The organism is Clostridium sp. UBA871, from assembly GCF_002295255.1.
Classification (GTDB): Bacteria; Bacillota; Clostridia; order Clostridiales; family Clostridiaceae; genus Clostridium_J; species Clostridium_J sulfidigenes.
This window is the reverse complement of record NZ_DBFV01000011.1, coordinates 1,004,691-1,019,819: the sequence shown is the minus strand read 5'-3', so window position 1 is coordinate 1,019,819 and position 15,129 is coordinate 1,004,691. Positions and strand designations below refer to the sequence as shown.

The window sequence follows — 15,129 nt, the reverse complement described above, 5'->3', positions numbered from 1 at the left end:
TTCCTCCTATTCTATAATCCCCCTTGGTAAAAGTCCATTATAATCACTATGTTTACTAAGCTTATTATCACAAAATGCCAATATCAAACTTTCCTCTTTTATATTTCCGTTAATGTTTATCTTCACACTATCTGGTCTAATTCCAATAAGTTTTCCATTACATCCACTTACCACAGAATAAGGAATGTTATATATGCTATGGTTCTTTAAATTTAAATCTTTGAAAAACTTCCTTTCTACAATTATTACAGGCAAATTTGTTGCCGGCTCTCTAAGTTCATTACCTGTATCTAAAAAGGCTTTTATTATAGTCTTCACATTATCGATACATATTTCAGTAGTATATACATAATTAATTAATGAGCGTCTATCTTTTACATATACAGTCAACTTATAAATTAACATATAAATAATCATTAAAGACAATATAAGATTTTTATAGGAAAAATTATATATCATAGCACTTGATGATAAAGATGGATTATCCTTTATGGCTATATAAAAAGACATTCCTGCAAGAAGCACAGAATACAATATAAATATTCCCGTAGCTTTTAATACTTCACCCATACTTTTATCTTTAATAGATATCATCATCATCAGTAGAGCTACTACTATTTTAAAGGGCGTAGATGTAAAAAACTGTAGCTTAGGAATAAGTATAGCAAAAACATATGAAGCACCAATAGCTGAACTTAGCATTAACCTACTCATTAAAACCTTCTTTTTTATAGTTTGCATAGTTATTGTTAATAAAAATAAATTCACTAAAAAATTTTCTAACAAAAGCATATCTAAGTACACTACCATTTTATTTACCCCCTTAAAGATTATTATATAGGTTACCTACGGTAAAATTTGTAAAATCGTATGGTAAAATTTCATATTATTACTAGAAAATTATGTCATTTTACGATTTTTTTTTTAAATTAAGTATCTGTTAAAAAATAAACTGTGTAATTTAAACAAAAGTCCCTGAAATAATAAAGGGCTGAAATAGAATACCTTTCATTCTAAATCAGCCTTTACATGGAATTTTTAAAATTTAAATAAGAAGAGACTATTGCAAAATGATTAAAAATCATTTTGCAATAGTCTCTTAATAAAATATATAATAATCTTATATTATCTCATGCTTTTTCTTAGCCATGTAGGAACTGTAAAATCTTCACTTTCCTCTTTAGAAGTTGTAGTAGCTTCACTTGATTGAGTTGCTGCTACCTCTGATTTAGGACTCTGACTTTTAATAGAGTCAAAGCTTACTCCACTTTCCATTTTAGCTTTTTCACAATCAAATCCAGTAGCAATAACTGTTATTCTTATCTCATCATTTAAGCTCTCATCAATTACAGCACCAAATATAATATTTGCATCTGGATCAGCTTCTTCCTGTACTATTTGTGCAGCTTCATTAATTTCTAACAAAGACAAATCAGATCCCCCAGTAACATTTAAAAGTACTCCAGTTGCCCCTATAATTGAAGTTTCTAAAAGTGGGCTTGCTATTGCTTCTCTTGCAGCATCTTGCGCTCTATTATCGCCAGTTCCAACACCTACTCCCATATGAGCAAGTCCTTTATTAACCATAATAGTGCTTATATCTGCAAAGTCCAAGTTAATTAATCCTGGTATAGTTATTAAGTCAGAAATACCTTGTACACCTTGTTTTAAAACATCATCTGCTTTTCTAAAAGATTCTACAAGAGTAGTTTTTTTATCCACAAGAGATAATAATCTTTCATTTGGAATTGTTACTAATGTATCAACTGATTCCTTTAAAGCCTTAATTCCAGCTTCTGCATGAATCATTCTTTTTCTTCCTTCAAAAGGGAACGGTTTAGTTACAACACCTACAGTTAAAATCCCCATAGATTTAGCTATTTCTGCTACTACTGGTGCAGCTCCTGTACCAGTTCCTCCACCCATTCCACAAGTAACAAATACCATATCTGCACCTTTTAACGCTTCAATTATTTCTTCCTTACTTTCTTCTGCTGCTTTTCTTCCTATTTCGGGATTTGCACCTGCACCTAAGCCTCTAGTAAGCTTGTCTCCTAATTGGATTTTAAACTCAGCCTTAGATAAAACTAATGCTTGTTTATCTGTATTAATACCTATGAATTCAACATTTTTAAGTCCTTCTTCAATCATTCTATTTACAGCGTTGTTTCCACCGCCACCACAACCTACAACTTTAATTTTACATAAATCATCATTTTGAACATCGAAATCAATCACTTTATTACCTCCTCATTAGAAAAACTCTTTAGAATTCCTTTTAGTCTTGCTATAAACTTATTTTCTTTACTTCTATTATTGCTACTACTCAACTTTTCATTACAACTTTCACAGGAACTTTTTTCTTTATTAAATATTTCTTCTTTACTTAAAACATCTCTTATGATTCCTGTAGCTGTTGAATATATTGGGTTTGCTGCTCCAACATAATTTGGAACACCTATTCTAACTGGCTTTCCTAATATTTCTGAAGCTATAGTCGTAATATCTCTAAATAAAGATATTCCACCTCCAACAATTACGAAACTGCCAATTTGATCACTTAATTGCTCTTTTTCAATGCGCTTATTTATTATTTCAAGTAGTTCTTTAACTCTTTCACCTATTATATCTACTAACATTTCATAATTAATTTCCACTATACTATTTCCACTAGTATTAATCTTTATTTTATGACTTTCAGTTGAATTATCGTTCAATAAAGTATTACATTTAAATTTTAATCTCTCACTATCTTGTAATGATAACTTTAGGCAAATAGAAATATCATTTGTAATATTATTACCACCTAGGGGTACTGAAAAGTAATCTAAGAATCTATTATTCTTAAAAACTGTAACTTCCATATTAGAACTTCCAATATCGATAATTGCTACACCTTTGGCAAGTTCAAGATCTTCAATTATATCCTTGCTTATACCTATAGCATTAACTACCCATCCCTTTATCTCGATTCCAGTTTCTTTTAAACATTTTTTATATCCATCAACATATTTTTTACCTAGTATAAATGCGTTGCCTTCTGATTCTAGTACCTTCCCTTTCATTCCTAATGGATTAGTAATATTCTTCATAGAATCAACTATGTATTCTTCAATATCAACTTGGACAATTTCTTGCTCCTTGCCAACACAAAACTTTGCAACTTCTCCCACATTTAATATATCTTCTTTGCTAATCTCTTTCATTTCTGGGAAAGACAAAACACCTTTAGTCTTTACGATTTCACATAAAGAAATTGGTACAGATAAGTATGCTTCTTCTAATGGTGAATTTACAATTTCCTTTAAACGCTCTACTACATTGCGTAAAATATAAGAAATATCCTCTTCATCCAACATTACATTATCCTTAACTCCCTCATAATCTGAAGTAGTAATTCCCATAACTTGTATTTTGTTTTCTTGGTCTAATCTCCCAACTACTCCACATACCTTTGAAGAACTTATATCTATTCCAACAATGTAATTATTCATATAACATATTCCTCCCACATTCTACTCCCTAAGAAGTTTACAGTGTACAAAGGTATATTCAACATGAAAAATGAAATTCCTTCAAAATAGCAGAATATTTTTAGAATATATTTATATAATGCCTAGTCTCTATAATACCTTACTACCATATACAGGTAAATAACGAAATTATCTCAATATATTATAAATACGCCATTTAATCATTTATATTCTATCTATAGTATAAAACTTAATTAAAAAAAACACAATAGTTAAATTCCCTATACCATTGATATTATAGGTTTTCTAAGAAGCAAAGAACTCTGTTTACAGTTCTTCTTTATCAATATATCTTATAATTTTACTTATAGCCATTTCCATAGTCTGCATACCATATTTTGACGAAGTTTCCATAGTTGATGGTATTTGATGTATTTTCCCTTCTCTAATTAAATTTTGAACTGCTGGGGTATTAACCATTACCTCAAGAGCTGCAACTCTTCCACTACCATCCACCTTCTTAAATAATCTTTGACATACTATACCTTTTAACACCGTAGAAAGCTGATTTCTTATCCTTAATTGCTGTTCTGACGGAAAATAATTTATGATCCTATCAATTGTTTTGTAGGCACTTATGGTGTGTAATGTAGAAATTACTAGATGTCCTGTTTCTGCTGCCAGAAGTACTGCTGACATAGTTTCTAAATCTCTTATTTCTCCAACTAAAATTACATCTGGATCTTCTCTAAGTATGGCTCTTAGCCCACTATCATAGCTTTCCGTATCCCTTCCTATTTCCCGTTGATTAATTAGAGACTTCTTATGATTATGTAAATACTCTATAGGATCCTCCAAAGTCACAATATGAGTTTTTTTATTTGAATTTATCTCATTTATCATAGCTGCCATAGTAGTACTCTTACCACTTCCAGTTGGCCCAGTTATAAGAATTAAACCATCCTTTTTATTTGTAAATTCCTTTATAATTGTAGGCATATTTAAATCTTCTAGAGTTGGAACTTTTACTGGTATTACTCTAATTGCAATAGTATCAAAACTTCTTTCTTTATATACATTAACCCTATACCTGCCTACATCCGGTAGAGTATATAGTATATCTCTCTCCCCTATTTCATTATATATAAAGTAATCTTCTCCAAGGATTTCCTTACTATATTTCTTAACTATTTCTTCAGATAAAACTTCTTCTATTATATTTAATAATTCTCCATTTCTTCGTAGAATAGGAGGTGCTCCTACAGACAGATGCAAATCTGAACCTTGATTTTCAACCACATATTTTAAAAGTTCCTTTAGTTCCATTTTTTATCTCCTTACATATAATAAAATACATTTCCACCTACATTGCTATATTTATAATTATCTACTTTACATTAAGTTTACTATAATTTTAATTAGTATATCAATTTATATAATCGTATTAAATATATTTATATTTATATAATTCTTTAACATTAGTTAAAGTTTTCTAAAAAATATGATATGTATTGATTCATAAAGATATATGAATCAATACATATCAATACCTTTTATAATATAAATATAATTATATAGTAAATAATTAATTAATATATATTATTAGCCTTCTCCAAAATTTAACTCTTTAAGTAGTTTCTTTAATGCTCTTTTTTCTATTCTAGATACATAGGATCTTGAAATACCTAATATTGAAGCTATCTCTCTTTGTGTTTTTGGTTTCCCATCTATTAACCCGTACCTCATTTCTATTATTCTTCTCTCTCTTTCTTGAAGACATGTTTGCAGTATACAATATAATTTTTTCACTTGTATCTTATTTTCCACTACCTCCAAAATGGAATCTTTATCACTACTTAATATGTCCATAAGGGATATTTCATTTCCTTCTTTGTCTAGACCTATGGGATCTTGCAAGTATACTTCACTTCTAATTTTCTTATTGTTTCTAATAAGCATAAGAATCTCATTTTCTATACATCTTGCAGCATAAGTCGCTAACCTAGTTCCCTTATCCATATCAAATGAATCTATTGCCTTAATTAATCCTACTGTTCCAATTGATATTAAATCATCCACTTCTTTCCCAGGAAATGAATATTTTTTTACTATGTGTGCTACCAATCTTAGATTTCTCTCAACTAAGACACCCTTTGCTTCAGGATCTCCATCTTTTAATCTCTGTAAATATTCTTTTTCTTCTACTTCTGTAAGTGGCTGTGGAAAAGAGTTATTTCCTGAAACATATCCTGTAAGTAAGGCATATTCGCTAATTACATTCAATAACCAACTCAAGCAAAACATTTATGCTCCCCCTAATAGTGCTTATTATTATAATATGTTTACTTTAGGGGAAAAGTGACTATATGGTAATATTTATTTCAAAGAAAAATTTTAAATTTTAGGAATATTATATTATACAATGTAAAATCTAACTTTAGTTTAGTTTCATAATATTACTATGAGTTAAACTTTCTACTATATCCTTAAATACAGAACATGCAATTTGACTACTACCACTTTTTTCTTCTACCTGTGGTAAATATATAACCATTGAATAATACTTGTTATCATATTTGAAAAACCCTGCGAACCAGCCATCAGAACACTTTTTATCTCCATTCAAATATTCAGTAGTACCAGTTTTGCCGCCGATTTCTATATTATCTATTTTAGCATTGCTTCCTGTACCAAGCTCATCATTTACTACACCTATCATACCTTCTTTAATTATATTAGCAGTACTTTCACTGAAGACCTCTATAGATTCACTTTCATACTTCTTTAAAATTTTTCCTTCTTCACTTATTATTTTATTTATAATTTTAGGTTTAATATATTTACCACCATTAACTACTGTATTAGGAATGGATAATGCTGCTAGCGGTGTAGTTCTCACCGTTTGTCCTATAGATGTATTAGTAATGATATCTAAGTTATTTTCTACCTTATATCCTTCTATCGTTCCACTTTTCTCATCTTGAAGATTTAGCGTCTTATTAAATAACCCTAATCTATTAGATAATTCATATATTCTATCCATTCCAACCTTCCATCCAATTTGAGCAAAAGTATCATTAGATGATGCTATGTATGCTTGCTCCATATTATATGAACCTAGCTTTTCAATACTTTTGGGGAAAATTTTCTTTAAATAGAACTTTTCATCTCTTCCTATTAATTGATTTTCTAAAGCTGCTTCATATAGTATAGTTTTAAAGGTAGAACCAAGTAAAAAACCATTTCCACTAGGTATTCCAATATTTACATTAGATAAACTATCATTTTTCTGCGCCATTGATAATATATCCCCAGTGGTGCTTTCCATTAGTACTGCTCCAATTTGACCGTACTCTTCATAATTTTTACTTTTTAAAATCTCTTCTACTTTTTTTTGAATATTATAATCTAGGGTTGTAGCTACATTATTATTACCTTTTATATCACTAAATACTTTTTTAATAATATTACCACTAACATCCTTTTCAAGCTTTAATTGCTCTTTTTTATTATCCTTAATATATTCATATATTTCTCTTTCTAGTGTTCCCTCATCTTTCAGCTTTGAATTATCAGAATATTTTACTCCACTAGCTAGTATATTCTTTATATTCCAATCATTATACTTTTTATATTCAGTATATTCGTATACATACATCCCTCTTACATCTTCTATATTTTTTAACTTTTCATAACACTCTTTATCAATTTCATATTGTTTATTTCCATTTTCAATTTCATATTGTAATAAGGAAATATCATAATCTCTATTAAAACTTCGCAGTATATAGGATACATTTTTCATTGAAATAAAAGCTGCTTCCTCATTTAATGTATAAAAAGTTAATGGATCTATCACTATATAATATTTTAATGTACTTTCAAAAATATTATTGTCATTTCGATCAAGCAACTTAAAGTTAATATTATTTATATCCTCTTCATAGTAATATTGTTCATTAGCAGATACTGAAAGTGTAGGCCCCTCCATTAATTGAACATAGATAAACCTAATAATTAATCCTATAAACATTAATATCATAATGGATAATAGGTAATAATTTCTCTTAGTTACCTGTCCTTTATTACTTTTTTGAAACAATAAAAACACCTCCCTTAGTATAATCTTTGACTAAAGAAAGGTGTTTAATACCAAATTTTTGAAATTTGATTATACTGACCTATGTAATAATTACTCTTGTCTTGCTAATATCTGGTGGATATTTCCTTTAATAACTTCTATAGCTACTTTATTATGTCCACCTTCTGGGATAATAATATCTGCATACTTCTTAGTATTCTCTGTAAATTGTTCATGCATCTGCTTAACTACAGTTAAATATTGAGTTATTACTGAATCTACAGTTCTTCCTCTTTCATTAAGATCTCTTACTAGTCTTCTTATGAATCTTACATCTGCATCAGTATCTACATATATTTTTATATCTAACATATCTCTAAGAGATTCATCCTCAAGAACAAGTATTCCTTCTACTATTACTATTTCTCTTGGTTCTACCATTATAGTTTCTTTTTTTCTATTATGTACCTCAAAATCATACTGAGGCTTCTCAATAGCTTTACCATCAATTAAAGATTTTAAATGATTTACTAATAAGGCTGTATCGAAGGCATATGGATGATCATAGTTTGTCTTTACTCTGTCCTCCATAGTTAAATGGCTTTGGTCCTTATAATAACAATCCTGTTCTATCATAGCTATGCAATTTCCATCAAAACTTTTGCATATTTCCTTTGCTATGGTACTTTTCCCTGAACCAGTTCCACCTGTTATTCCTATTATAACTGGACGTTTCATTAAACTTCCTCCTTAGCCTTTATTATAATATCATTTTCTTCTAATTCTTCATTAACTTTAGCCGTATATATCATTTTTGCACTAGGTGCTGACTCAATTTTATTTCCTTTTTCATCATGAAGGTCTCTAAGAACAACTTGCTTATTTTCTCCTATTGGTCTTAAAACCTCTACTTGAGCTCCTTCAACTACTTTATTTCTATGCTCAATTGTAACTATTCCTGTTCCTTTATTATAATCCTTAACTATACCTATAATGTCATAATTTCTTACATAGGCTGAACTATCTTGAACTTGTTTATTTTCTTCATTGAAATAGAATCCAGTATAGTATTGCCTATGACTAGGTTTATTTAAGTCTTCTAACCATCTTGGATTAAACTTATAGTCTTCTGGAGACTTCATATATTCATCTATAGCTTCTCTATAAGCTTTAACAACACTTGCCACATAGTAAGTGCTCTTCATTCTACCCTCTATTTTAAATGACAGTGCTCCAGTTTCCATAAGTTCTGGAATATGCTCAATCATACATAAATCCTTAGAATTCATTATATATGTTCCCTTATCATCTTCCATGATAGGATAATATTCTCCTTCACGTTTTTCCTCTACTAGATGATATTTATATCTACATGGTTGCGCACAAGACCCTCTATTAGAATCTCTCCCTACCATATAGTTAGATATAAGACATCTTCCTGAATATGCCATACACATAGAACCATGAACAAATATCTCTAAATCCATAGTTTCAGGTATTTTCTCTTGTACCTTTCTTATTTCTTCAAGGGATAATTCTCTAGCTAAAACAACTCTTTTTACCCCCATCTTATGCCAAAACTCACAAGTCTTCCAGTTAACAGTATTTGCTTGAGTACTTAAATGCAACTCCATATTTGGTACAGTTTCTCTAGCCATCAAAATTATACCAGGATCTGATACTATAATTGCATCTACTCCTGCTTCATATAATTCCTTCAGATAATCTTCTAAACCATCTAAGTCATCATTATGTGGAAATACATTTAAAGTTACATATACTTTTTTACCTTTTGAATGAGCAAATTCTATACCTTCTAATAATTCTTCATTGCTAAAATTATCTGCAAAAGCTCTAAGATTTAACTTGCTACCACCTAGATATACTGCATCTGCTCCAAAATTTAATGCTGCTTTAAGCTTCTCCAAGTTCCCTGCTGGAGCTAATAGTTCCGGTGTTTTCATTTTCATTCCTCCTAACTGTCAGTGCTATACCATCTCCCATTGGTATTACTGTTGTAAGTAAATTTTCATCCTTTGAGATTGTTTCCATATATTTCTTCATTCTTTTTACTATAGTAATTTTTCTTCTTATCATCAAGTCTTTACATGCAACCATACCTCTAAATAATACATTATCTGATATAATTATTCCATCCTTTGATAACATTCTTATGCAATGAGGTAAAAATTCACTATAATGACCTTTACCTGCATCCATAAAAATCAGATCATACTCATCATCTAATCCTTCAAGAACTTCCAAACAATCACCTTGTATTATTGATATCTTTTCATCTAAACCTGCTTTTTTTATATTTTCAGTTGCTATGGTTACCATTTTTTCATCTCTTTCAATGGTAGTTATAGTAACATTATTTTCCGATGCTAAGGACATTAAAATGGAGGAGTATCCTATTGCTGTGCCAAGCTCAAGTATCTTTTTAGGTTTTTTTAAATTAATCATAAACTCTATTAATCTAGCAGTTTCCTTTTGAACTATAGGCACTGCATTTTCTTCTGCAAAATTTTCTAACTCTTTTAACATCCCTTTAGAATCTCCTATGAGACCTCTTAAGTAATTTTCCATATAATCATATGTAATACCGCTCATTTCTTCCTCCATATAATCCTATATAATTTAATCATTATTTATATACTCTATTTAAAATCTCTTATACATATCATATACATTTACTATTAAGAATATAATAATTTTATAATACAAAGTTATAAGCTCAAAATTATTGAGCTTACAACTTTTTATTCTAAATTTAATATCTTAGTATCCTAATTCTTTTAACTTATTCATAAAGTCTACATCATTATCAGTAAAATAATGATGTGTTTTATCTTTTTCTAAAACGTAAAATAAATAATCAGTACTTTCAGGCTTAGCTGCTGCTAAAATTGATGATATTCCTGGACTAGATATAGGCCCCAATGGCAATCCATGATTTTTATAAGTATTATAAGGTGAGTCTACCTCTAAATGTTTATTTAAAACAGTATCTACATGCTCACCTAAAGCATAAATAACTGTAGCATCAATCTGTAGCTTCATCTCCTTTTTCAACCTATTGTATATAACTGAGGAAACTAATGGTCTCTCTTCATCTACTCTAGTTTCATTTTCAATAAGAGAAGCTATAGTTATTATATCGTAAATATTAGTTCCTTCAGGAATAATGCTATTAATTTTAGAATTAAAAGCATTATTCATAGTAGCTATAACTTCATTAGGTTTAACTCCTTGATTAAAGAAATATGTATCAGGAAATAAAAATCCTTCTAAATCATATCTCCTTCCTTCCTTTGATGGAATATAATCAGGAGCTGCATATTCTTTTATAGCTTTTAAGAACTCATCCTTAGTAAATAATCCCTTTTCCTCAAATAATATAGCCATTTTTTCTATATCATATCCTTCTGGAATAGTTACAGATATAGAGCCTTCATTATTTTTATTCTCTAAAACAGCAATTATCTCCTCAAAGCTTAAATTACCTGATAACTTAAATGTTCCTGGTACAAGTTCTGCTGAAGTATTATGCAACTTCATATAAATCTTGATTAATGTTTTACTTTTTACAAAACCTTGATTATCTAACCTATCTAATACGTTGTAAAGCGAATCCCCTTCATTTACAACTACGGTGACTTCTTCACCTTTTAATGGAGACTTTGTCGAATAATTGTAATAAAAACCACTGACTGTTAATATTACTATTAATACTATTACAATTATACTTACAATTTTCTTCATATTACACCCCCATGAACGGAAATATTATTTCTTTAATGCTGCTCTCTTTCTTAGGGTTGGATCTAGTATTTTCTTTCTTAATCTTATAGTTTTTGGAGTAACCTCTACAAGCTCATCAGAAGCTATAAATTCTATACATTGCTCTAATGACATATTAGGTACTGGTATTAATTTAAGTGCATCATCTGATCCTGAAGATCTTGTATTTGAAAGATGTTTCTTCTTACATACATTAACTTCTATATCTTCATTTCTTGAACATTCTCCACAAACCATTCCTTGATATACTGGAACTCCTGGTCCTATAAATAATCTTCCTCTTTCTTGTGCATTGAATAATCCATATCCAATAGACTCTCCAGATTCAAACACAACTAGAGATCCTCTGTTTCTCTCTACTATATCACCTTTGTATTTTTCATAACCAACTAAAACGTGGTTCATTATTCCATTTCCTCTAGTTTCAGTCATAAACTCATTTCTTAATCCAATTATTCCTCTTGATGGAACTTTAAATTCAAGTCTAGTATATCCATTAACAGCACTAGTCATGTTAACCATCTCTGCTTTTCTTGGACCCATTTTTTCCATGACAACTCCCATATACTCTTCTGGTACGTCCATTGTTAAGTTTTCCATAGGTTCTAAAAGTTCTCCATTTTCATGTTTGTATATAACAGATGGCTTAGATACTTGGAATTCATATCCTTCTCTTCTCATAGTTTCAATAAGAATTGAAAGATGAAGTTCTCCTCTTCCACTAACTTTAAATGAGTCTGCTGAATCAGTTTCTTCAACTTTTAAACTTACATTAGTTTCAAGTTCTTTCATAAGTCTATCCCTTAAGTGTCTAGATGTAACAAAATCTCCATCTTGACCTGCGAAAGGTGAGTTATTAACTATAAAGTTCATACTAAGCGTTGGCTCATCAATATCAACAAATGGCAATGCTTCTGGGTTTGTAGCATCTGCTATTGTTTCTCCAATATTTATACCAGGAATTCCTGATATAGCTATAATATCACCAAGTTTAGCTTCTTCTACCTCAACTCTTTTTAATCCATCGTAAGTATAAACATTTGATACTTTTACATTTTTCTTTGATCCGTCCTTTGACATTTGAGCTACGGTTTGATTCTTTTTAATAGTTCCTCTTTCAATCTTACCTATTCCAATTTTACCAACATATTCGTTGTAATCTATTGATGTTACTAGCATTTGTAGTGGCTCGTCTATGTAACCTTTTGGTGGATGCACAGTTTCAATAATTGCTTCAAATAATGGAACCATATCTACAGGTTCATCTTCAAGTTCTGATACTGCAACTCCATCTCTAGCAGATGCATATATTATTTTAAAATCTAATTGCTCATCTGTAGCACCTAATTCTACAAATAAGTCAAAGATCTCATCTATAACTGCCTCTGGTCTTGCATCTTTTCTATCAATTTTATTGATAACAACCATTGGATCTAATCCAAGCTCAAGGGCCTTTTTTAGAACGAATTTAGTTTGTGGCATAGCTCCTTCATAAGCATCTACTACAAGTAAAACACTATCTACCATTTTAAGTACACGCTCAACTTCTCCACCAAAATCAGCATGGCCTGGAGTATCTATAATGTTTATTTTTACTCCATTATACATTACTGCAGTATTTTTTGAAAGAATAGTTATTCCTCTTTCTCTCTCTAAATCATTTGAGTCCATAACTCTCTCTTGCATTACTTCATTTTCTCTAAATACTTTACTCTGCTTTAAAAGCGCATCCACTAAAGTTGTCTTACCATGGTCAACGTGAGCTATTATAGCGATGTTTCTTATATCTTCTCTTGTATATAAATTCATATTTTTCCTCCAAAATTTTATTTTAATAATAAACCACAAAATAAAATTGGATACTTAAGTATCCAATTTAAATTAACTATTTCAATTCTAATATTATGTGGATAAAAAGTCAATGTTATTAAAACATTATTAAATCCCAATACAGAATAGATTTATCATTAATTACTATTTGTGTAATCTCAACTTATAACAATTAATGAAAAATGAAGTTTTTTAAACTTCCATAATTATAGGTAAAATCATTGGTCTTCTCTTAGTCTTTTCATAAAGGTACTCTCTAAGAGCTTCTCTAATTGTTGCTTTTATAGTAGGCCATTCCGTAATGTGTTTTTCTTCACAATGTGCAAGGGCCTCTTTAACAACCTCTCTAGCCTTATCCATTAAATCCTCAGATTCTCTAACATAGACAAAGCCTCTTGAAATTATATCTGGACCTGCAATAACACTTCCAGTATCTTTACCCATGGTAACTACAACAGTTAGGATACCATCTTGTGATAGATGTTTTCTATCCCTTAGAACAATATTTCCTACATCTCCAACTCCAAGTCCATCTACAAAAACTTGCCCTGAAGCTACTGTACCTGCTTTTCTTATAGATGTTCTACTTACTTCAATAAGATCTCCATTTTCTCCTATATACACATTTTTCTCCGACAAACCTAACTTAACAGCTAGTTCACCATGTTGTTTTAAATGTCTATATTCACCATGAACTGGTATGAAGAATCTCGGTTTTACTAAAGAATGCATAAGTTTTAACTCTTCCTGGCATGCATGACCTGATACGTGAACTTCTGCTAGTGATTCATATACTACTTCTGCCCCTTGTTTAAACAATTGATTTATAACCTTAGAAACTAATTTCTCATTTCCTGGTATAGGCGATGCAGATAATATTACTAGGTCTCCCTTTTGTATATTTACCTTCTTATGCTCAGAAGCTGCCATTCTTGAAAGAGCTGCCATAGGTTCTCCTTGACTTCCAGTAGTTATCATAACTATTTCATCATCACGATATTTCCCCATAGAATCTATACTTATTAATGCATCTTCTTCTATAGTAATATATCCAAGTTCTATAGCAACTGCGATTATATTTTCCATACTTCTACCAGAAAGTGCAACTTTTCTATTATACTTTCTAGCTGCTGTTATTATCTGTTGAACCCTATGAATATTAGAAGCAAAAGTTGCAACAATAACTCTTCCCTTAGCACCATGGAAAATCTTTTCGAAACTTTCTCCAACTATGCTTTCAGACATAGTGTATCCTGGTCTCTCTACATTAGTACTGTCTGCTAAGAGTACAGTTACTCCTTTTTTCCCTAGCTCTGCAAATCTAGTTAAATCTGTAACCTTGCCATCTATAGGTGTAAAGTCAATCTTAAAATCTCCAGTATGAAGTACTACACCTAATGGTGTGTGTATAGCTATAGCTACCGAATCTGCTATACTGTGATTTGTTTTAATAAATTCTACAGATACACTAGTAAGCTTTATGATATCCTTTGGCTTAACTTCTCTTAAGTCAACCACTCCTAATAATGCATGCTCTCTTAATTTACTTTCCACAATTCCCAGTGTAAGTTTAGTCCCATAAACAGGAACATTAATTTGCTTTAATACATATGGTAAAGCACCAATATGATCTTCATGAGCATGGGTTAAAAATATTCCAGTTACTCTATCAATATTCTTAACTAGATAAGTAACATCTGGTATAACTACGTCAATTCCCAACATCTCATCATCTGGAAATTTCAATCCGCAATCGATAACAACTATATCATTCTTATATTCTATAGCAGTTAGATTTTTACCTATCTCATTTAATCCCCCTAAAGGAATTATTTTAATCTTCTCTTTTTCTTTTTTCAAAACCTACCCTCCTTTTCTACATAATTTTCTTTATGCTCTGCCTAACTTTATTAATATAAAAGATTAGGTTTTTGAGCATCT

12 protein-coding genes are annotated in these 15,129 nt (G+C 30.2%); all 12 read right to left on the bottom strand.

The features are described 5' to 3' along the window. Nucleotides 1–6: 6 nt before the first annotated feature. Nucleotides 7–810, bottom strand: coding sequence for a sigma-E processing peptidase SpoIIGA (spoIIGA, locus tag B3086_RS17920; protein WP_346878609.1), 804 nt, complete (start codon nt 808–810; stop codon nt 7–9). A gap of 315 nt (nt 811–1,125) precedes the next feature. Beyond that, nucleotides 1,126–2,238 (bottom strand): cell division protein FtsZ, encoded by a 1,113-nt coding sequence (gene ftsZ / locus B3086_RS17915; RefSeq protein WP_346848317.1) that lies wholly within the window; start codon nt 2,236–2,238, stop codon nt 1,126–1,128. After that, nucleotides 2,235–3,494, bottom strand: a complete 1,260-nt coding sequence (gene ftsA / locus B3086_RS17910) for a cell division protein FtsA (protein WP_346848316.1) — start codon at nt 3,492–3,494, stop codon at nt 2,235–2,237. Before ftsA ends, ftsZ begins: the two co-directional genes overlap by 4 nt. A 306-nt stretch (nt 3,495–3,800) precedes the next feature. Continuing rightward, a complete protein-coding gene (locus B3086_RS17905; RefSeq protein WP_346848315.1) occupies nt 3,801–4,799 on the bottom strand; it encodes a type IV pilus twitching motility protein PilT in 999 nt (332 codons plus the stop codon). 276 nt (nt 4,800–5,075) lie between these two features. After that, nucleotides 5,076–5,777: an RNA polymerase sporulation sigma factor SigK gene (sigK, locus tag B3086_RS17900; protein ID WP_035133266.1), complete on the bottom strand. Its 702-nt coding sequence runs from the start codon at nt 5,775–5,777 to the stop codon at nt 5,076–5,078. Between the two features lie 133 nt (nt 5,778–5,910). After that, nucleotides 5,911–7,575 (bottom strand): penicillin-binding transpeptidase domain-containing protein, encoded by a 1,665-nt coding sequence (locus B3086_RS17895; RefSeq protein ID WP_346848314.1) that lies wholly within the window; start codon nt 7,573–7,575, stop codon nt 5,911–5,913. 90 nt (nt 7,576–7,665) lie between these two features. Next, nucleotides 7,666–8,292: a uridine kinase gene (gene udk / locus B3086_RS17890; RefSeq protein WP_346848313.1), complete on the bottom strand. Its 627-nt coding sequence runs from the start codon at nt 8,290–8,292 to the stop codon at nt 7,666–7,668. After that, nucleotides 8,292–9,518: a U32 family peptidase gene (locus tag B3086_RS17885; protein ID WP_346848312.1), complete on the bottom strand. Its 1,227-nt coding sequence runs from the start codon at nt 9,516–9,518 to the stop codon at nt 8,292–8,294. The genes udk and B3086_RS17885 overlap by 1 nt, the downstream gene beginning before the upstream one ends. Then, nucleotides 9,469–10,167: an O-methyltransferase gene (locus B3086_RS17880; RefSeq protein WP_346876446.1), complete on the bottom strand. Its 699-nt coding sequence runs from the start codon at nt 10,165–10,167 to the stop codon at nt 9,469–9,471. The genes B3086_RS17885 and B3086_RS17880 overlap by 50 nt, the downstream gene beginning before the upstream one ends. A gap of 168 nt (nt 10,168–10,335) precedes the next feature. Continuing rightward, nucleotides 10,336–11,319, bottom strand: coding sequence for an endolytic transglycosylase MltG (gene mltG, locus B3086_RS17875; RefSeq protein WP_346876445.1), 984 nt, complete (start codon nt 11,317–11,319; stop codon nt 10,336–10,338). A 24-nt stretch (nt 11,320–11,343) separates the two neighbouring features. After that, the gene (typA, locus tag B3086_RS17870; RefSeq protein WP_346848309.1) at nt 11,344–13,167 is read right to left on the bottom strand and encodes a translational GTPase TypA; all 1,824 of its coding nucleotides are present in this window, start codon (nt 13,165–13,167) and stop codon (nt 11,344–11,346) included. A 213-nt stretch (nt 13,168–13,380) separates the two neighbouring features. Continuing rightward, nucleotides 13,381–15,048, bottom strand: a complete 1,668-nt coding sequence (locus B3086_RS17865) for a ribonuclease J (RefSeq protein WP_346848308.1) — start codon at nt 15,046–15,048, stop codon at nt 13,381–13,383. Between the last annotated feature and the right edge of the window lie 81 nt (nt 15,049–15,129).